This window comes from Stenotrophomonas sp. STEN031, assembly GCF_056759975.1.
This window is the reverse complement of record NZ_JBRREA010000005.1, coordinates 148,788-167,551: the sequence shown is the minus strand read 5'-3', so window position 1 is coordinate 167,551 and position 18,764 is coordinate 148,788. Positions and strand designations below refer to the sequence as shown.

Here is an 18,764-nt window from a genome sequence, read left to right as displayed (position 1 = left end):
GGCAACATACCCCCGGCGGAAGCGGAGGCGGCGTACTACGCCGGCAACACGGGTCACGCCATCGCGGCGTGACTCAAACGAAATGGCCTCCGGAGAAGCCGGGGCGATTCAGTAGTGGTGCTCACCAAGCTGCACCCAACGCCACATCGGAAGCGGCCGCCGCAAAGCCTGCAGCAGCAAGCGCGCAGCGTGGCGAAGGCAGCCCTTATGAAGTGCTGGGCAGTGAAGTCTGGGACGTGCCGGATCCGGTCAGTGGTCGCAACTACCAGGTGTTCGTCGCCCTGCCAGCCGGCTACGCGGACAACCCGGACAAGCGCTACCCGGTGCTGTACGTCACCGATGCCGACTATGCCTTCCCGCTTGTCTGGCAGATGGCGCGGCGCTTGAATGTCGAAGGCCGCAAGATCGAGGACTTCATCCTGGTCGGCCTGTCCTATGCCAAGGGCGAGGGCGGCATGCAGAGCCGCCGCCGCGATTACACGCCAACCACCAGGGGCCCGAGTGGATCGCCGGCCGATGCCGTGCACGGTGGCGCCAGCGACTACATCAGCTACCTGGAAACGCAGGTGCTGCCCTTCGTGGCCAAGCGCTTCCGCAGTGACGAAAGCCGGCGCATGTTCCTCGGCCATTCCTACGGTGCCTTGCTGGGGACGCAGGTGCTGCTGGAACGCCCGCAATTGTTCAATGGCTACATCCTCGGCAGCCCGTCGTACTGGTTCGACAAGCACGAGATGGAGCGTCGACTGGCAGTGGCAGGCAAGCCCGCCGAGCTTCCGGTGCGGGCCTATATGTATGTCGGCGAGTATGAGTCGATGCAGCACGGCGGCGATGCCGACATGGTGGTGGATGCGCAGCGCATGATCGGTCTGCTGGGCGCGCGTGGCGGCCAGTCACTGGAGCTGAAGCTGGACGTGCTCAATGACGAGGACCATCTCAGTGTTGCGCCGCGTGGCTTCATGCATGGCTTGAAGTACCTGCTGTCCGCGCCAAAGGGCTGAGTCGCCCAATCCCCAGGGTCGGGCCCGGCACCCACAGCGGCCGGGCCGGGCTTGCGCTACCACGACCAACGGCAGGTGTGCCGACCTGCGGCTTGGCTAGACTGCGTTCAATCCCTGCCACCCGCGCCACGCCATGTCCTCGCCGCCAACCACGCATCGGATCGATGCCGCGCAGGGCCCAAGCCGACGCCGGGTGTTCAGCGGCGAGCACCTGGCTGCACGGGTCAGCTGGTACGCGCCGGGTGAGCGCATGCACCGACACGCGCACGACCAGAACCTGCGTAGCCGCACAACGTAAAAGCCCGGCATTACGCCGGGCTCTCGTGCAGCAAGGTGATCCGTTGCGGCTTACTTGAAATCCAGAGTCTTCTCGAAGGACTTCAGTTCATGCCGCGCCATTGCCAGGTTGGCGTGGGTGCGGTCGAGCACGACGTACAGGAACAGATCCTTGCTGCCGTCCAGCGGGCGGATCAGGTGGTACTGCTTGGACAGGGTGAGCAGGATGTCTTCCACCACGTCGCTCAGGCCCAGTGAACTGGCTACGCGGCGCTTGGCGCGCACGACATCCGCGTTGCCGGCAGCGGCGACCTCCATATTGATGGAGCCGCCACCCAGGGTGCCCAGCGCCATGCCGCTGTCGCTGTCCACCAGTGCGGCGCCGATGAAACCCGCAATTTCGCTCAAAGCATCAAGTTTTACGTTTGCAGCCATTTCTCATCCAATGAAGTAACGATTTCTACAAAAGCAAAGCCCGCACCGGTCCTGCCAGGGCGAGCGGCCGCGCAGCATAACGAAAACAGTTGAGCGTATGCGAACCAATCAGGTATGCGGCCCGCAACAGCGCGTCCTGTTACGGCGGCAGGTGTTGGATAGCGCGGTCAATGCGCGCGGCAGTGCGCGCAGGAGGCCTTCATTTCGCACTGGATGGAGGCTGTTGGCACGCCTGTCAGCATGGCGTCCACCCGCTGCGGAAAGCGGCAATGGAACCGTCACGGCCAGTTTACGGGCAAGTCGCAGAATGGCCCTCAACGGACGCGTGCCCATGCAGACAGGGGAGGGCGCCTTTCCACCATTGGCCATCACAATCAGCAGGAGCACACGTCATGAACAAGCCGGCAGTGGTTCTGGTACATGGTTTCTGGGGCGGGGCCGCGCATTGGGCGCAGGTGATACTGGAACTCAGGCGGCTGGGTTACCAGGATATCCGTGCGGTTGAAAATCCGCTTACTTCGTTGGCCGATGACGCCGAACGCACCCGCAAGATGGTGGCGCAGATCGAGGGACCGGTGATCCTGGCAGGGCATTCCTACGGCGGCGCGGTGATCAGCCAGGCAGGTAACCAGGCCAATGTGACAGCGCTGGTGTTCATTGCCGCGTTTGCTCCGGATGCCGGTGAAAGCCCCGGCGGCATCACCCAGCAACATCTTCCCGCCGCGGCCCCGAACCTGGCGCCTGACAGTGATGGTTACCTGTGGTTGAAGGCCGACAAATTCCACGAGAGTTTCTGTCAGGACCTGCCCGAAGAACAGGGTTTCGTCATGGCGGTGACACAGAAGGCGCCCTTGGCCAGCACCTTCGGTGACGCCGTCAGTGACCCCGCCTGGAGGCACAAGCCGAGCTGGTACCAGATATCCAGCCAGGACCGGATGATCGCACCGGAGAATCAGCAGGCCATGTCCGCCCGCCTCAATGCGCGCAAGGTGATCACCCTGGAGGCCGGGCATGCGTCATTGGCATCGCATCCGGCGGAGGTTGCGGCCTTGATCGATGAGGCTGCGGCAGCTACAGCCGGCTGAAGAGATGCGCCGGCAAGTGTGGCTGCATCCTGGCAGTCGGCAGGGCGACGGTCTTAGCGGAAGAACTGGCTCGGTGTCAGTCCAAAGCGGCGCTTGAACATCGTGGCGAAAGCGCTGGGACTCTCGTAGCCCAGCGCCAAGGCCACGTCGATGACCTTCTCGCCAACTGCCAATTGTTCCAGGGCACGCAGCAACCGCGCCTGTTGCCGCCATTGGCCGAAGGTCATGCCCAGCTCGCGCGCGCACAGGCGCTGGATGGTTTTCACGTCCACCTGCAGGCGCGCGGCCCAGTCCTGCAGGGTGGACGCATCGTCGGGATGCCGCTCCAGCCGCCGACCGATCTGGCGCAGGCGCGGGTCTCGCGGTTCGGGCAGATGCAGTGGCAGGACCGGCAAGGTCTGCACTTCGTCCAGGATCAGGCGCATCAGGCGGCCATCGCGGGAGTCTTCGGCATAGGAAGGGGCGATCTGCGCGGCGGCGCGTATCAGCGCGGCCAGCAAGGGCGTGATCGAGACCGCCGATGGCGTTGCCGGTGCCTGCGGCATGCAGTGCGGCAGGATGTACAGGCTGCGCATCTGTACCGCACCGATGCAATGTACCTGGTGGCCGACACCGGCCGGCATCCAGATTGCACGTGTGCTCGGCACCACCCAGCGGCCCATGCCCGCGCGTACCACCAGCACGCCGGTTTCCGCGTACACCAACTGGTGGCGGTCCGGGTGGTGGTGCAGCGGGATCAGCGTGGTGGCGGCGTAGTCGCGGGCCTTGCAATACACCGCCGTGTTGGGGCCGGCCGGCAGCGGCAAGCGCCGGCCTTTACGGTTGCTGGTGTCCTTTTCAAGAAGATGCATGACCATATCGCGCAGGATGGGCGGCGAGGGGGAATCTACCATGCCGGCCTCCCCTCGGTTTCATGGCCATCCCATGTCGTCCACCGCTTCCGATATCAGTGCTGCTCCGTCCCCTCAGCGTCGCCCGGTCGCGGTGGGCGTGCTTGCGGCGATCAGCAGTTCGCACCTGGTCAACGACATGATGCAGTCGCTGATCCTGGCGCTGTACCCGATCTTCAAGGGCCAGTTCCACCTGAGCTTCGCCCAGGTGGGCCTGATCACGCTGACCTACCAGCTCACCGCGTCGCTGTTCCAGCCCTTGGTCGGCCTGCGCACCGACAAGCGGCCGGCGCCGTATTCGCTGCCGATGGGCATGTTGTCCACCTTGTGTGGCCTGTTGCTGCTGGCGTTCGCGCCGAACTTCGTGACGGTGCTGGTGGCGGCGATGTTGGTCGGCATCGGATCGGCGATCTTCCATCCGGAATCCTCGCGCATCGCGCGGCTGGCTTCCGGTGGTCGCCATGGTCTGTCGCAGTCGGTGTTCCAGCTTGGAGGCAACGCCGGCACTGCGGTGGGCCCGCTGCTGGCTGCGGCGGTGATCGTGCCGAATGGGCAGCGCAGCGTGGCCTGGTTTGCCTGTGCGGCGCTGTTGGGCATTGGCTTGCTGACCTACGTCAGCCGTTGGTACCAGCAGCATCTGCTGGCCGTGGCCGCGCAGCCCAAGGCCGCGGCCAAGCCGGCCAATCTGTTGCCGCCGAAAACCGTGGCCTGGGTGATCGGCATCCTGCTGGTGCTGATCTTCAGCAAGTACTTCTACATCGCTGGCTTGAGCAGCTACTACACCTTCTATCTGATCCAGAAGTTCCACGTGTCGGTACAGAGCGCGCAGTTGCACCTGTTCGGTTTCCTCGCGGCGTCGGCGGCTGGCACTCTGCTTGGCGGGCCGTTGGGGGATCGCATCGGTCGCAAGCCGGTGATCTGGGCCTCGATCCTGGGTGTGGCACCGTTCGCCCTGATCCTGCCGTACGCAGACCTGCAATGGACCATGATCCTGACGATGGTCATCGGCTTTGTGTTGTCCTCGGCGTTCTCGGCCATCCTGGTCTATGCACAGGAGTTGATGCCCAACCGCATCGGCACGGTGTCCGGCCTGTTCTTCGGCTTCGCCTTCGGCATGGGTGGGTTGGGTGCCGCGGTGCTGGGCGTGCTCGCCGACCACACCAGCATTCTCTGGGTCTACAAGGTGATCTCGTTCCTGCCGCTGCTGGGCATCGTCGCCGCCTTTCTGCCCAACCCGCGCGCGCGCTGAGGTGTGGATATGCAACGCCCGGCCGTGGCCGGGCGTTGTTGCCCTGGGAACTTCAGGGTGCCGCTCGGTTCTGCGCGGCTTGGTACCAGTGTTGGCTGCGGTTGACGAGGTACACCACGGAAAGCATCACCGGCACTTCGATCAGCACGCCGACCACAGTGGCCAGGGCTGCACCGGAATGCACACCGAACAGGCTGACGGCGGTAGCCACCGCCAACTCGAAGAAGTTGCTGGCACCAATCAGCGCGGAAGGGCCGGCGACGCAATGGGCCACACCCAGCTTGCGGTTGAGCAGATAGGCCAGACCTGCATTGAAATAGACCTGCAGCAGGATCGGCACGGCGAGCAGGGTGATGATCAGCGGCTGCTCAATGATCTGCCTGCCCTGGAAGCCAAACAGCAGCAACAGCGTGGCCAGCAAGGCAGTCAATGACAGCGGCCCCAGCCGTTCCAGCACGCTATCCAGACGCGCCTGCCCGCCACTGCGCAGCAGCCATCGGCGTAGCAGCACGGCAATTGCGACCGGCAGCAGGATGTACAGCGCCACCGAGAACACCAGCGTTGCCCAGGGCACGCTGATTGCCGAAATGCCCAGCAACAGCGCCACCAACGGGGCGAACGCCAGCACCATGATGGCGTCGTTCAAGGCCACCTGGCTCAAGGTGAAGTTGGCATCGCCACGGCACAGGTTGCTCCACACGAACACCATTGCGGTGCAAGGCGCGGCGGCCAGCAGGATCAGGCCGGCCATATACGAATCAATCTGCTCGGCCGGCAACCACGCCGCAAACAGGTGGCGCAGGAACACGCCACCCAGCAGTGCCATCGAGAAGGGCTTCACCGCCCAGTTGATGAACACGGTGACGCCGATGCCGCGCCAGTGCTGGCCCACCTGGCGCATCGCGCCGAAATCGACCTTCAGTAACATCGGAATGATCATCAGCCACACCAGTACGGCCACCGGCAGGTTGACCTTGGCCAGTTCCATGCCGCCGAGCCGCGCGAATGTCGCCGGGAAGAGATGGCCAAGTAGGGTGCCGGCGAGGATGCACAAGGCCACCCAGACGCTGAGGTAGCGCTCGAACAGGCCCATGCGCACGACTTGTCCGGTCACGGCGTGTCCCCATCGTCGGCTGCCATCACGCCGATGGCATCCAATGCGGACTGCAGTGACTGACGGTCATCCCATACGGTAGGGGGCAGGGCAAGCAGCGCCCGCAGGCGCGCTTTGATGATGCGGTGTGCCCGTGCGAACGCGGCACGCTTGGCCGCGTCATCGCCTGCAACCGCAGCCGGATCCGGCTGCCCCCAGTGCGTGCGCACGAAGTCGCCAAACACCACCGGGCAGGTTTCGGCGGCTGCGGCGTCGCAGACCGTGACGACCAGATGCAGGGGTGGGGCATCGGCAACGGTGAATTCGTCCCAGGATTTGCTGCGTAGGCCGTCGCTGGCGAAACCTTCGGATTGCAGTTGCGCGATCGCCAACGGGTTGACCGTGCCCGTGGGTTGGCTGCCCGCACTGAAGGCAGTAAACCGGTCGCCGCCCCAGGCCCGCAAGCTGGCTTCGGCAAGCACGCTGCGGGCACTGTTGCCGGTGCACAGGAAGAGGACGTTGCGGGTCATGGCGATGGCTCGGTGCAGACAAGTGATTTGTGCATGCCGGCGGCGCGGTTTGCGCGCATGCCGGCGGGTGGGTTCAGCAGCAGCTCTTGCCCTGCTGCGTGGTGTTGCAGATCGGGTCGGGCGAGCCTGCGCAGCAGTTCTCCGTGAGGTACGCCAGCAAGGCATTCATGGCCGGGTAGTTGGCCCGGTAACAGACATTGCGGCCGAGGTTCTCGCTCTGTACCAGTCCGGCTTGCACCAGTTCCTTGAGATGGAAGGACAGCGTCGCGTTGGGCACGGACAGTGCCGCGGCAATGTCGCCGGCCATGCGTCCTTGCGGGCCGGCCTCAATCAGCAGGCGAAAGGCGGCAAGACGGGTCGCGTGGCCGAGCGCGGTGAGGCCGGCTATTGCCTGATTCATTTCCATATTTCTATAATAGTCGAATGAATAAGAGCGAGCAAGCCATGTCTGATCCACTCCCGAACATCGATCCCCAACTGCTCCCGGACCTGCAGGCCGACCTGTTGGGTGCCGAATCGTGCACGCACCGGCCGCGCATCCTGTTGCTTTACGGCTCGCTGCGGCCGCAATCGTTCAGCCGCAAACTGGCGTTGGAAGCCGAACGCGTGCTGCAGCAACTGGGCGCGGAAACCCGCTTGTTCGATCCGCACGATCTGCCGCTGCTCGATAGTTGTGGCAAGGAGCATCCAAAGGTGCAGGAGTTGCGGGCGCTTTCCCTATGGTGGGAAGGGCAGGTATGGGTATCGCCGGAGCGGCACGGCACGCTGACGGGGGTGTTCAAGAACCAGATCGACTGGCTGCCGCTGGAAGATGGCAGCGTGCGTCCTACCTAGGGAAGGACCCTGGCGGTCATGCAGGTCTGCGGAGGCTCGCAGTCCTTCAATGTGGTCAACACCCTGCGCGTGCTTGGCCGTTGGATGCGCATGGTCACCATCCCCAACCAATCCTCGGTACCCAAGGCCTGGCAGGAATTTGATGAGCAAGGGCGCATGCGGCCCTCGCCGTACTACGACCGGGTGGTCGACGTGATGGAAGAGCTGATGAAGTTCACCATGATGGTGCGCGGGCGCAGCGATTACCTGGTCAGCCGCTACAGCGAGCGCAAGGGTGCAGCCAAAGCCGCCCAGCTGGCGCGCGCGGCGGGGGTGGTTGAAGCCAACGCGCCCTGAGTTGCCGCGACCTGCCCCCCTCTCTTTCGCTGCGCGCAGGGGAGGGCTGGGGAGGGACAGTCCTTGCGTTTGCACCCGAATCGTCCGATCACGCATGCAGTGGCTCGTGATCTGGTTGTGCATCAGTGCAAGAGGTGGGGGCGCATGTGCCGGATTGTGATGCGTGCGCTCTTCCATTTATGCATGGTGTTGCACGTTTTGTAGTGTTTGTGCATTATTTGGTTGAGGGATCCGTTCGCACCCCACTGCGATCCCGATGCCGCTTGGGCTTATTCCCAGCCAGATCCACATCACTACAGAACGCCATCACATGACTGCCCCGGACCCCGACGCGCTGCCGCAGGAGCGCCAGCAACGCATCCTCGACTTGCTCCGCAAGCAGGGCCGGGTGGTGGCCAATGAGCTGGCACTGGCGTTCGCGGTTTCCGAGGATTCCATCCGCCGTGATCTGCGTGAGATGGCCACCAAGGGCCTGTGTCGGCGGGTGTATGGCGGGGCGTTGCTGCCGACGCCGCAGTTCGACGCCTTGCCCGAACGGGTGGGGCGGGATGATCCGGAGCGCAGTGCCCTGGCCGCCCACGCCGCCTCGCTGCTGTTACCGGGGCAGGTGGTGCTGATGGATGCCGGTTCCACCAATGTCGCTATCGCCCGCGCGCTGCGGGGCACGGCTTTGACCGTGGTCACCAATTCACCGGCCGTTGCCGATGCCTTGTCTGGTGCGCAGGCCGCCGAGGTGGTGATGATCGGTGGCAGGATCGATCCGCGCAGTGGCGGCGCCATCGGCTCCATTGCCTTGCAGCAGCTGGCCGAACTGCAGGCCGATGTCTGCATCCCCGGTATCTGCGCGGTCGATCCTGAGACCGGCATCTGGGGCATCAATGCAGAGGAATGTGCGTTCAAGCAGGCGATGCTGCGGGTCAGCGCTACCACGCTGATCGTCGCCGGCAACGAGAAGCTTGGCGCGCGTGGCAGTTTCCGCATCGCCGGTATCGAGCAGGTTGATCAACTGCTGATCAGCGACCGCGTCGGCACGGAAATGCAGGAACGGCTGGCCCCCTTCGCCCAGCGGCTGCACCGGGTTGTCGTCGCAAAAGACTGATGCAGTGGCTTGATCGCGCGCACCGGCAATGGAAACAACAAGGAACAACAAGTGACGCATCCAACAGGACTACAGCGCAGCCAGCAGATGGCCACGCGCGCAGCCTTCTTCGTTCCCGGCTTCGCGATTGCATGCTGGGCACCGCTGGTGCCGTTTGCCAAGGCCCGCGCTGGTCTTGATGACGCATTGCTGGGGGTGTTGCTGCTGTGCCTGGGCTTGGGCTCGCTGTTGTCCATGCCGCTGGCAGGCATGCTGGCCGCGCGCCATGGTTGCCGGAAGGTGATGCTGGCTACCGTATTGATGATGGTGCTGATGCTGCCCTTGCTGGCACTTGCATCCACGCCCCTGACCATCGGTGCCGTACTGCTGGTGTTCGGTGCCGGCATCGGTGCCATGGACTGCGTGATGAACATGCAGGCGGTGGTGGTGGAGCGCGAATCCGGCCGCGCGATGATGTCGGGCTTCCATGCCTTCTACAGCATTGGTGCGCTGTCAGGCGCAGCCTTGGTGACGTTGCTGCTGTGTCGATTGGTGGCGGTGCCGTATTGTCCACGTTGGTGGTGGCCGCCGGCGTTGTCGCGATCACGGCATTGTCATCGCGCTGGTGGCGCAGTGAACGTGCAGAGCAGAGCGAAAGCAGTTTCGCCCGGCCGCGTGGCGTGGTGATCGTGATTGGTGCTGTGTGCTTCATCAGCTTCCTGACCGAAGGCTCGATGCTCGATTGGAGCGCCGTGTTCCTGCATGACGTGCGAGGCGTCGAGCTCGCCCATGCCGGCTGGGGCTTCGTCGCCTTCAACATCGCCATGACTGCCACGCGGCTGTTTGGCGACCGGCTGGTGAACCAGCTTGGGCCGAGCAAGGCGGTGCTGCTGGGTGGTCTGCTCGCATGCGCTGGCTTCGTGTTGGCGACTCTCGTGCCAAGCTTCGGCGTAGCGCTGCTGGGCTACGCGCTGGTTGGCATTGGTTGCGCCAATATCGTGCCGGTGATGTTCAGCCTTGCCGGGCGGCAGACCCGCATGCCGGAGAGCGTCGCCATTCCAGCCGTCACCACGATGGGGTACGCGGGCGTGCTGCTGGGCCCGGCGGCAATCGGTTTCGTTGCCCAGCAGTGGTCGCTGCCGTCTGCATTCCTGATGGCAGCGGCGGCGCTTGCGCTTGTCGCGGTAATTGGTTCGATGTTGCGGGTACGCTGAGCAAGGCTGCTTTGTCGGATAACTGGGGCCTGCGTTGGTACTTCTGGTCATCGCCATTTTCAAGCAGTCGCTGGCGGTGGTTCGGTTGATGGCTGCGTCGCCGCCGTCGGCAAGCTGCGTACATGCACATCCTGCTGCGGGTAAGGGATTTCGATCCCGGCTTCCTGCAATGCTGCGTGGATGCGGGTGATGAGCTCGCTGCGGATGTTGAGCCAGTTGTCGTAGTCGCGGGTCCAGGCGCGAACACTGAAATCAAGCGAACTGGCGCCGAAGCCAACGAACAGCGCGGCGATGGCCGGCTCGTTGGCGATACCGCTGGTTTGTCTGGCGCAATTGGAAAGCAGTGCCAGAACCTGCTGTGGGTCACTGCCATAGGCAACGCCGACATTCACTTCAATGCGCCGGTTGCGGTCGAGCAGGGTCCAGTTGACCAGCGGCTCGGACAGCAGGGTGCCGTTGGGTACCACCACATCGGCACCATCGAAGGTCTTGATGCGGGTGGAGCGCATGCCGATGTCGCGCACGCGGCCGTTGATGGTGCCGACCTCCACCACGTCGCCGGGTTGGATCGGCCGCTCGAACATGAGGATCAGGCCGGAAACGAAGTTGTTGACCACGTTTTGCAAACCAAAACCAATGCCGACGCCCAATGCGCCGAACAGCAGCGCCAGCTGGCTGCCTTTGAAGCCTGCGGCCGACAAGGCGATGATCACGCCGAGCATCAGTACCGCATACGAGGCAAGCGAGGCGATGCTGTTGCCGATGCCACGTGACATGTTGGCGCCGTGCTGGAGCACATCCTGCAGCAGCAAGCGGGTTATCCGCGCGGCCCAGAAGGCGATGGTGATTGCCGCGATGAAGGCCAGCACGTGGCCGAGTGACAAGCTGAATTCACCAATGGAGAATTCATGCGAGAGCAGCCTGCTCAGCAAGGCATAGGTCGGCCGCAGGATGCGGAAGCTGTCCATCGCATAGACCACCCAGCCGATGACGGCGGCGAATATGCCCAGCCGGCCAAGCAGCGCCAACAGCGGCGGCGCATGATCACGGGTAAGCCGATAGCGGGCCAGGCTGGGCCGGCTCAGCAGCAGGTGCAACATGCTCAACAGCACGGCGATGCCGACGTAGAGCAGCAGGCCAAAGTAGGCGCTGTCGATGATCGCGCTGGTCAGCATCTCCGCCAGCGTGAGGTTGCCGACAACGTTGGCTGCAAGGGAAACGGCGAACAAGGCCTGTGCGGCCCATGCCGCCATGCGCAAGGCCTGCCCCGTGCGCCCGGTGGCACTGGTGTGGCCGCTGCGGTAAGCCTGCCATTGCACCAGTCCGGTCAGCAGCATCGCGACGATGGTCAGCGCCAGTGTGTAGTAGCGGAATGCGACATTGCTGGACAGGAAGAAGATGCCCAGGCCACCAAGCAGGTACAGCAATGATGCGACCAAGGGCCAGTAGCCCAGCAATCGCCGGCTGCCCGGCGGCAGCAGTCGCAGCACGGGGACCAGCGCGAAGAGCATGCCTATCTGCAAGGTCAGCAAGGGGGCGTCGGGCTCGATGGCCAGCATCACCATGGTCGACAGCAGCAGCCAGGTGGATACGGGCCGGGCCAGTACGCGTTGTGCGGCAGCTTCAAGGTTGCCGTTGGCGGGCGTCCGCCGACGGTAATGCCAGCCCCATAGCAATAGTGGGATCAGCAGTATCTGGATCCCGTGGAACAGGAACTGTGTGCGCCGGTGCTCGCTCACGTAGGCGCGGCTGAACTCCAGTTCGATCTGCAGGCCGGAGGCAAGGGCGTCGCTGGCTGCTGCGGGCTGATCAGCAGAACCTGCATCAGCCTGCCATAGCGGTGGCGAATCTATCTGCAGCAATTGGTGGTCGAGGTAGGCAATGGCATCGGTGACAGCGGCGTGGCCGGATTGCAGCCGGGTCTCCAGGGCATTGGCGCGCGCGCTCAATTCCATTTGCCGGGAAAGCGGTACAGCAAGTGCCTGCTCGGCTCGGGTGAGCAGCGTGATCAGCGCATCGATGCGGCTCAGCAGCACCGGCGGGATATCGCTGGGGTGTTCACGGGTGAGCTGCCAACTGGCGCGGCGCCGTGCCAGCTCTGCGGCGTCCGCGGCATACGGCTCGGTAGCGGTCTGCAGGGCATCACGCCAGCGTGCAAAGCGCTTGCCGTCGAACTGCCAGTGTCGGTCAAGGCTCTCCAGGCGAATGATCGGGACCCTGCGCAGTTGCGTTGGTGACAAGGCTTGCCTGCGTTGGTCCACCGAGCGGGTGATCGCTTCCAGGCCTGGGCCCAGTGCGGCGGTGGGATCGAGCTGGCCGGCGCGATCGATCGCGGAGATGGCAAGACGCTCGTCGGTATCGGCACGGATCACGATCAGCGCGCTGTCGATGGGTTCCGGGGTGTTTGGTTTCGGCTGCGCAGCGGTCGGCGCTGTGGCAGGGTCAGGCGGCGAGCCTGCCTGCGCGTGGGCGACATGGCAGCAGGCCACGGCGAAACAGAGCACAGCTGCGCGTAGCCAATGCATGGGCGATTCCCGAGGGGTGGACGCTCTTGTCCGCGTCGCGGCAGTGTCGCACAGGGGCGGTTTGGGTGGAGTGGCAGACGCCCGGGAGCGCGCGCTGGCTGCATTGACCTGTGCGCTGCCGGCGTTGCAGCGCTGGCGTCCGTCGACATTGCCGGCGCAAGGGGAGGCGGGCGTGACCTTCGGCGGGTCCCGCGACACGTGCTGATCCTTTACCCTCCAAGGTTGCGCCGCGCCACCTTGTGCGGCCTTTCCCTGTTTGGCCGGAGATGTACATGTCGTTTTCCAAGCTCGTCCCGTTGTCCCTGACGGTTGCAATCGCCGCCTCGCTCGCCGCCTGCGGCAAGACCGAAGCGCCTGCCACGCCGGCTGCCGAAGCCAAGGCCGCGTTCGACCAGTCGCAGCTGAAGACCCAGCTGATCTCGCTCAACGCTGCCGATCTCGATCCGGCCGTGCAGGCCTGTGCCGACCTCAACGGCTTCGTCAACAGCAAGTGGCTCAAGGCCAATCCGGTGCCGGGCGACCAGACCACGTGGGGCAGCTTCGAGATCCTGCGTGAGCGCTCGCTGGAAGTGCAGCACGCGCTGGTCCAGCAGGCTGCCGCTGGCAAGGCCGCAGCCGGCTCCAACGAAGCCAAGATCGGCGACATCTGGAAGACCGGCTCGGACGAGGCGGCCATCGAGGCGGCCGGCATCAAGCCGCTGCAGCCGGAACTGGACAAGATCGCCGCGCTGAACGACAGCACCGCCATCACCGGCTACCTGCGTGATGCCTATGCGCAGGGCAATGGCTTCCTGTTCTCGCTGTACGCCAGCCCGGACTTCAAGGACTCGGCCAATGTCATCGCCTACGTCGGCCAGGGCGGCCTGGGTTTGCCGGAGAAGGGCTACTACTTCGACGAATCGCAGGCCAAGATCCGCGAGGCCTATGTGGCCTATATCGAGCAACTGCTGACCCTGTCCGGCGTCGATCCCGCGCAGGCCAAGCAGCAGGCCAAGGCGGTGATGGATTTCGAAACCCGTCTGGCCAAGGCCTCGCTGTCGCGCATTGAACTGCGTGACCCGGCCAAGCGCTACAACCCGGTCAGCGCCGCCGATGCCGACAAGCAGACCCCGAACTTCAGCTGGAGCGCGCTGTTCGACACCTTGCAGGTCCCGGCCAAGGAAAAGTTCTCGCTGGCCCAGCCGGGCTTCTTCAACGAGCTGAACACCATGCTGGCCGACGTGCCGGCGACCACCTGGCAGGCCTACCTGCGTTTCCACACCGTGGACAACGCCGCACCGTACCTGAGCAAGAACTTCGAGCAGGCCAACTTCGACTTCTTCAGCAAGACCCTGCGTGGCCAGCAGGAAATGCAGCCGCGCTGGAAGCGCGTGCTGGATTCGGTGAATGGCTCGATGGGCGAGGCGCTGGGCCAGCTGTACGTGGACGCGGTGTTCCCGGCCGAATCGAAGGTGGCGATGCAGCACCTGGTGGAGAACCTGTCGGTCGCGCTGAAGGCGCGTCTGGAAGGCCTGCCGTGGATGGGTGCAGACACCAAGAAGAAGGCGCTGGAGAAGTGGGCCAGCTTCACCCCGAAGATCGGTTACCCGGACAAGTGGCGTGATTTCTCCGGCCTGACCACCAACAGCGACAGCTACCTGGGCAATATGCAGGCCGCGCAGGCGTTCAACTACCGCTACATGCTGGCCAAGATCGGCAAGCCGGTGGACAAGACCGAATGGGGTATGACCCCGCAGACGGTGAATGCCTATTACAACGCGACCAAGAACGAGATCGTGTTCCCGGCCGCCATCCTGCAGCCGCCGTTCTTCGACGCCAAGGCCGATCCGGCACTCAACTACGGTGGCATCGGCGCGGTGATCGGCCACGAAATGATGCACGGCTATGACGACTCGGGCAGCCAGTTCGCCGCCAACGGCAACTTCGACAACTGGTGGACCGATGCTGACCGCACCGCGTTCAACAGCCGCACCGACCAGTTGGTCGCGCAGTTCGACGGCTATGAATCGCTGCCGGGCGTGAACGTCAAGGGTAAGCTGACCCTGGGCGAGAACATTGGTGACCTCGGCGGCCTGACCGTTGCCTATGACGCGCTGCAGATGGCGCTGAAGGAAGACGAGAAGCTCAACGTACCGGTTGATGGCTATACCCAGGACCAGCGCTTCTTCATGAACTGGGCCACCGTGTGGCGCCGCAACTTCACCGATGGCGAGCTGCGTGTTCGCCTGAACACCGATCCGCACGCACCGGCCAACTTCCGCGCCAATGGTGCGCCGTCCAACATGCCGTCGTATGCCGCCGCGTTCCAGTGCAAGGCCGGCGATGCGATGGTACGGGCCGACGACAAGCGGGTGGTGATCTGGTGATGTTTGTTGTTTGAACACGATCTGTGAATGAAGAAGGCCCGGCATTGCCGGGCCTTCTTTTTGGCTGGTTCACACGCGCAGCTCGGCCTTTGTAGGAGCGGCGTCAGCCGCGAAGCAGGTGCATCATCAGATGGCGTATCTGCCAAGGGCTTCAGCAATGCCAGCTTCGCGGCTGACGCCGCTCCTACAAAAGCGCGTCCTACGCGACGACGCCTAGCAGCTTCTGTGCGATGGCCCGTTCTTCATCGCGCAGGGTCAGTACGCGTACGCCGGTCTCCGTCACCTCGACGGTATGTTCGCACTGCGCCGAAAGCTTTCCATCGCGTGTGGTCACGGTCCAACCATCATCGTGGTTGTCGATCGCCGCACGGCCCTGGTTGATCATCGGTTCGATGGTGAAGGTCATGCCGGCCTGCAGTTCCAGTCCGGCGCCACGATGCCCGTAATGCAGTACCTGCGGCTCTTCGTGCATCTCGCGGCCAATACCATGACCGCAATACTCCTTCACCACCGAATAGCCGGCGTCCTTGGCGTGGCGGTTGATCGCAAAGCCAATATCGCCCAGGGTCGCGCCGGGACGTACCGCAGCGATGCCTTTCCACATGGCCTCGTTGGTGACGCGTACCAGGCGTTTGGCATGATGGCTTACCTCGCCGATCAGGTACATGCGGCTGGAATCGGCGATGTAACCGTTCTTCTCCAGGGTGATGTCCAGGTTGACGATGCTGCCATTGCGGAGGATGTCCTTCGATGACGGCACACCGTGGCAGACAACGGTATCGATGGAGCTGTTGAGGACATAGGCAAAGCCATACTGGCCTTTGCTGGCCGGGCGTGCCTGCAAACGGTCGACGATGAAGCGCTCGACCCAGTCGTTTACCTGCAGCGTGCTCATGCCTTCCAGCGGCAGCTGGTTCAGTGCCTCGAACACCGACGCCAGGAGACGTCCGGATTCGGCCATCAATGCCAGTTCATGCGGCTGCTTGATCATGCTTCCGCCGTCCGCATGCCGGCGGGGCTTACCCCGGCAGCCGCGAGTTCGCGTGCCACCAGCTCCTGGAAACTCAGCTGCGGATTCAGTTCGCAGAGCATGCCGATCCTGATCCAGAACCCGGCCTGGGCGTTGATGGAGCGGCCAGACACGGTGCTGGCCTTGCGCAGGTTGTCGTGCAGTTCGTCGTCGATGTTCACGATGCCCATTGGTCGCTCCATTGATTGAATATATGGTCCATATACGAACCATATTATGTTTGCACTGGGCGGAACACAAGAAAGGCCGGGCGGTGGCGCCTGCCAAGCAAAGGAGGCGGGTAGTTGGCGATCGGCTGTAAAGGTCTGGACTGCTGCGCTCGCCTGCCGCCAGTAGAAGCTCGGGGGCGTTCAGGTTTTCTGTCAGGGCCGGGGTTGGAATGAGCAGGAGTGGTCGCTATAATCGCCGGCTTACCGCGCCATCCTGGCGACTGGGCAACATAGGAAAACACCACCATGGTCAAGATTCGACTGACCCGCGGCGGCGCCAAGAAGCGTCCGTTCTACCACATCATCGTTACCGACGTCCGTAGCGCCCGCGACGGCCGCAACATCGAGCGCGTCGGCTACTACAACCCGGTTGCCCAGGGCGCTGAGCAGCGCGTTGTGCTGGACATCGCCGCTGTCGACAAGTGGGTTGCCAACGGCGCTCAGCTGACCGACAAGGTTCGCAACCTGTACAAGGAAGCGACCAAGGCCCAGGCCACCGCGGCCTGATCCTGGCGGGCCGCTCGCAAGCGCGGCCCGACTGCTATATGAAGAAAGATATCGAGCGCCGGATCCTGCTGGGCAGGGTTGCCGGCGTTTTTGGTGTGCGCGGCGAAATCAAGCTTGAGTCCTGGACCGAGCCCCGTTCCGCCATTTTCAAATACCAGCCTTGGATCCTGCGTACCCCTGCGGGGCAGGAGTCCGAGCTGACCGGCGTGCGTGGCCGGGAGTCGGGCAAGACGCTGGTTGCAACCTTCCCGGGCGTGACCGATCGCGATGTGGCCGAGGCCATGCGTGGCACCGAGATCTACGTTGCGCGCAGTGCCTTGCCGCCGCCGAGCGCGAACGAGTACTACTGGGTGGATCTGGAAGGCCTGGACGTGCAGACCGTCGAGGGCGTCAAGCTGGGCCAGGTGTCGCACCTGTTCAATACCGGCTCCAATGACGTGCTGGTAGTGCGTGGTGACCGCGAACGGATGGTGCCGTTCGTGATGGACGATTTCATCAAGTCGGTGGATTTCGACGCCAACCTGATCGTGGTTGATTGGGATCCGGAGTTCTGAAGCCGTGCGTGTAGATGTCATCAGCCTGTTCCCCGAGTTCCTTGCCCAATCGGCCGCGCTGGGCGTGGTTGGTCGCGCGCAGGAGCGGGGACTGCTGGAACTGCACGGCTGGAACCCGCGTGACTATGCCGAGGGCAATTACCGGCGGGTGGACGACCGTCCGTTCGGCGGTGGCCCGGGCATGGTGATGCTGATCGAGCCGCTGCGGGCGGCCCTGGCGGCGGCCCGAGCGGCCGATCCGACCCCGGCACCGCTGATCTACCTCAGCCCGCAGGGGCGACCGCTGGACCAGGCCAAGGTACGCGAGCTGGCGGCCTTGCCGCGGATGATCCTGCTCTGTGGCCGCTATGAAGGCGTGGACGAGCGCTTCCTGGCGGGCGAGGTGGACGAGGAGATCTCCATCGGTGACTACGTGCTGTCCGGCGGTGAGCTGGGTGCGGCGGTGATCATCGATGCGGTCACCCGTCTGCAGGACGGCGCCTTGAACGACGCTGAGTCTGCAGTCCAGGACAGTTTTGAAGGCGACGGTCTGCTGGACTGCCCGCACTACAGCCACCCGGCCAGCCATGCGCTGGGCGAGGTGCCGGACGTGCTGCGCTCCGGCAACCATGCCGCCATTGCCGCCTGGCGGCGCCAGCAGTCCCTGCTGCGCACCGCGTTGCGGCGCCCGGACCTGCTGGACGAGGCGGGCCTGAACAAGGCCGACCGCAAGCTGCTGGGCGAAGCCCGGCAAGCGCTTGCAGATTCGTTCAAGCAAGCTACTGGCGCCGGCGGCGGTCAGTAGGTTAGAATTGCGAGTTCCCGTCGGCTGAATGGCCTGATGTGGAGCCAGAACAATAACGTGCAGCGCAATCCGGCGACTGTATAAGCCTAAGCTGTCGATCAGACACGCCCACCCCGAACAATCGGTGTAACCCAATGAGCAAGCTGAACAAGTCCATCGTCGCGGAATTCGAATCCGCCCAGATCACCCGCGAACTGCCGAAGTTCAGCCAGGGCGACACCGTCGTGGTGAACGTGAAGGTCAAGGAAGGCAACCGTGAGCGCGTGCAGGCATACGAAGGCGTCGTCATCGGCACCAAGAATGCTGGCCTGAACTCCGCTTTCACCGTGCGCAAGATCTCGCACGGCTACGGCGTCGAGCGCGTCTTCCAGACCCACAGCGCCATCATCGACTCGGTCGAAGTGAAGCGCCGCGGTAAGGTTCGCGCCGGTAAGCTGTACTACCTGCGTGGCCTGGAAGGCAAGGCTGCCCGCATCAAGGAAGACCTGGCTGCTGCCCAGCAGGCCAAGGCTGCTCGCCTGGCTGCCAAGGCCGCCGAGTAATCCCGCCAACAGGCCCCGCCTGTTTGCAGCAACGGCCACCTTCGGGTGGCCGTTTGCGTTTGTGGGGTTGGGTGAAGGTTGAAAGCTGGGAAAGCTTTGAGGTTCTCAAGCTCAGAAGCTCAGAAGCTCAGAAGCTCAGAAGCTCAGAAGCGTAGAAGCGTAGAAGCGTAGAAGCGTAGAAGCGTAGAAGCGTAGAAGCCCCCTCATCCGCCCTCCGGGCACCTTCTCC

Annotated in this window: 18 protein-coding genes and 2 pseudogenes; 12 read left to right on the top strand and 8 right to left on the bottom strand. The window is 63.9% G+C overall.

Annotation, left to right across the window (positions count from 1 at the left end; genetic code table 11):
- The first annotated feature begins 68 nt into the window (after positions 1-68).
- Complete coding sequence (locus tag ACVOLQ_RS04070) at positions 69-998, top strand: alpha/beta hydrolase (protein WP_481527167.1); 930 nt, start codon at positions 69-71, stop codon at positions 996-998.
- A gap of 133 nt (positions 999-1,131) precedes the next feature.
- Complete coding sequence (locus ACVOLQ_RS04065; RefSeq protein WP_313170544.1) at positions 1,132-1,296, top strand: hypothetical protein; 165 nt, start codon at positions 1,132-1,134, stop codon at positions 1,294-1,296.
- Positions 1,297-1,346: 50 nt separating this feature from the next.
- Here ACVOLQ_RS04065 and ACVOLQ_RS04060 read toward each other — a convergent pair whose 3' ends face one another.
- Entirely contained in the window at positions 1,347-1,709 is a 363-nt protein-coding gene (locus ACVOLQ_RS04060) for a roadblock/LC7 domain-containing protein (RefSeq protein WP_313170546.1), read from the bottom strand.
- A gap of 392 nt (positions 1,710-2,101) precedes the next feature.
- Here ACVOLQ_RS04060 and ACVOLQ_RS04055 point away from each other — a divergent pair, with 392 nt between their 5' ends.
- Positions 2,102-2,794, top strand: coding sequence for an alpha/beta hydrolase (locus ACVOLQ_RS04055; protein ID WP_313493833.1), 693 nt, complete (start codon positions 2,102-2,104; stop codon positions 2,792-2,794).
- A gap of 53 nt (positions 2,795-2,847) precedes the next feature.
- Here the strand turns inward: ACVOLQ_RS04055 and ACVOLQ_RS04050 are convergent, their stop codons facing one another.
- Complete coding sequence (locus tag ACVOLQ_RS04050) at positions 2,848-3,687, bottom strand: AraC family transcriptional regulator (RefSeq protein ID WP_313170550.1); 840 nt, start codon at positions 3,685-3,687, stop codon at positions 2,848-2,850.
- 31 nt (positions 3,688-3,718) lie between these two features.
- On the opposite strand from ACVOLQ_RS04050, the gene ACVOLQ_RS04045 reads away from it, so the two are divergent.
- Positions 3,719-4,933, top strand: a complete 1,215-nt coding sequence (locus ACVOLQ_RS04045; protein ID WP_481527163.1) for an MFS transporter — start codon at positions 3,719-3,721, stop codon at positions 4,931-4,933.
- Between the two features lie 52 nt (positions 4,934-4,985).
- Here the strand turns inward: ACVOLQ_RS04045 and arsB are convergent, their stop codons facing one another.
- The 3 genes from arsB to ACVOLQ_RS04030 form a co-directional block, all read right to left on the bottom strand.
- Positions 4,986-6,026, bottom strand: a complete 1,041-nt coding sequence (gene arsB / locus ACVOLQ_RS04040; RefSeq protein WP_481527166.1) for an ACR3 family arsenite efflux transporter — start codon at positions 6,024-6,026, stop codon at positions 4,986-4,988.
- Positions 6,027-6,043: 17 nt separating this feature from the next.
- The gene (locus ACVOLQ_RS04035) at positions 6,044-6,556 is read right to left on the bottom strand and encodes an arsenate reductase ArsC (protein WP_481527162.1); all 513 of its coding nucleotides are present in this window, start codon (positions 6,554-6,556) and stop codon (positions 6,044-6,046) included.
- Between the two features lie 73 nt (positions 6,557-6,629).
- Complete coding sequence (locus ACVOLQ_RS04030; RefSeq protein WP_481527165.1) at positions 6,630-6,962, bottom strand: ArsR/SmtB family transcription factor; 333 nt, start codon at positions 6,960-6,962, stop codon at positions 6,630-6,632.
- A gap of 38 nt (positions 6,963-7,000) precedes the next feature.
- Between ACVOLQ_RS04030 and arsH the strand changes: the two are divergent.
- The 3 genes and pseudogenes from arsH (at position 7,001) to ACVOLQ_RS04015 (ending at position 10,018) form a co-directional block, all read left to right on the top strand.
- Positions 7,001-7,726: pseudogene (arsH, locus tag ACVOLQ_RS04025) on the top strand (arsenical resistance protein ArsH).
- Between the two features lie 310 nt (positions 7,727-8,036).
- On the top strand, positions 8,037-8,825 hold the full coding sequence (locus ACVOLQ_RS04020; RefSeq protein WP_481527161.1) for a DeoR/GlpR family DNA-binding transcription regulator: 789 nt from the start codon (positions 8,037-8,039) through the stop codon (positions 8,823-8,825).
- An 87-nt stretch (positions 8,826-8,912) separates the two neighbouring features.
- A pseudogene (locus ACVOLQ_RS04015) lies at positions 8,913-10,018 on the top strand (MFS transporter).
- Between the two features lie 59 nt (positions 10,019-10,077).
- Here the strand turns inward: ACVOLQ_RS04015 and ACVOLQ_RS04010 are convergent.
- Complete coding sequence (locus tag ACVOLQ_RS04010) at positions 10,078-12,543, bottom strand: mechanosensitive ion channel family protein (protein ID WP_481527160.1); 2,466 nt, start codon at positions 12,541-12,543, stop codon at positions 10,078-10,080.
- 272 nt (positions 12,544-12,815) lie between these two features.
- Between ACVOLQ_RS04010 and ACVOLQ_RS04005 the strand changes: the two genes are divergently transcribed.
- The gene (locus tag ACVOLQ_RS04005) at positions 12,816-14,909 is read left to right on the top strand and encodes a M13 family metallopeptidase (protein ID WP_481527159.1); all 2,094 of its coding nucleotides are present in this window, start codon (positions 12,816-12,818) and stop codon (positions 14,907-14,909) included.
- A gap of 199 nt (positions 14,910-15,108) precedes the next feature.
- On the opposite strand, the gene map is transcribed toward ACVOLQ_RS04005, so the two are convergent.
- On the bottom strand, positions 15,109-15,900 hold the full coding sequence (gene map / locus ACVOLQ_RS04000; protein WP_481527158.1) for a type I methionyl aminopeptidase: 792 nt from the start codon (positions 15,898-15,900) through the stop codon (positions 15,109-15,111).
- Positions 15,897-16,109 carry a ParD-like family protein gene (locus tag ACVOLQ_RS03995; protein WP_481527157.1) on the bottom strand — a complete coding sequence of 71 codons (213 nt, stop codon included), beginning with the start codon at positions 16,107-16,109 and terminating at the stop codon, positions 15,897-15,899. The genes map and ACVOLQ_RS03995 overlap by 4 nt, the downstream gene beginning before the upstream one ends.
- 285 nt (positions 16,110-16,394) lie before the next feature.
- Here ACVOLQ_RS03995 and rpsP point away from each other — a divergent pair, with 285 nt between their 5' ends.
- The 4 genes from rpsP (at position 16,395) to rplS (ending at position 18,535) form a co-directional block, all read left to right on the top strand.
- The gene (gene rpsP, locus ACVOLQ_RS03990; protein WP_232149769.1) at positions 16,395-16,655 is read left to right on the top strand and encodes a 30S ribosomal protein S16; all 261 of its coding nucleotides are present in this window, start codon (positions 16,395-16,397) and stop codon (positions 16,653-16,655) included.
- A gap of 38 nt (positions 16,656-16,693) precedes the next feature.
- Positions 16,694-17,209: a ribosome maturation factor RimM gene (gene rimM / locus ACVOLQ_RS03985; protein ID WP_481527156.1), complete on the top strand. Its 516-nt coding sequence runs from the start codon at positions 16,694-16,696 to the stop codon at positions 17,207-17,209.
- 4 nt (positions 17,210-17,213) lie between these two features.
- Positions 17,214-17,993 carry a tRNA (guanosine(37)-N1)-methyltransferase TrmD gene (trmD, locus tag ACVOLQ_RS03980; RefSeq protein WP_313170575.1) on the top strand — a complete coding sequence of 260 codons (780 nt, stop codon included), beginning with the start codon at positions 17,214-17,216 and terminating at the stop codon, positions 17,991-17,993.
- 134 nt (positions 17,994-18,127) lie between these two features.
- Entirely contained in the window at positions 18,128-18,535 is a 408-nt protein-coding gene (rplS, locus tag ACVOLQ_RS03975; RefSeq protein WP_293716960.1) for a 50S ribosomal protein L19, read from the top strand.
- Positions 18,536-18,764 lie beyond the last annotated feature (229 nt).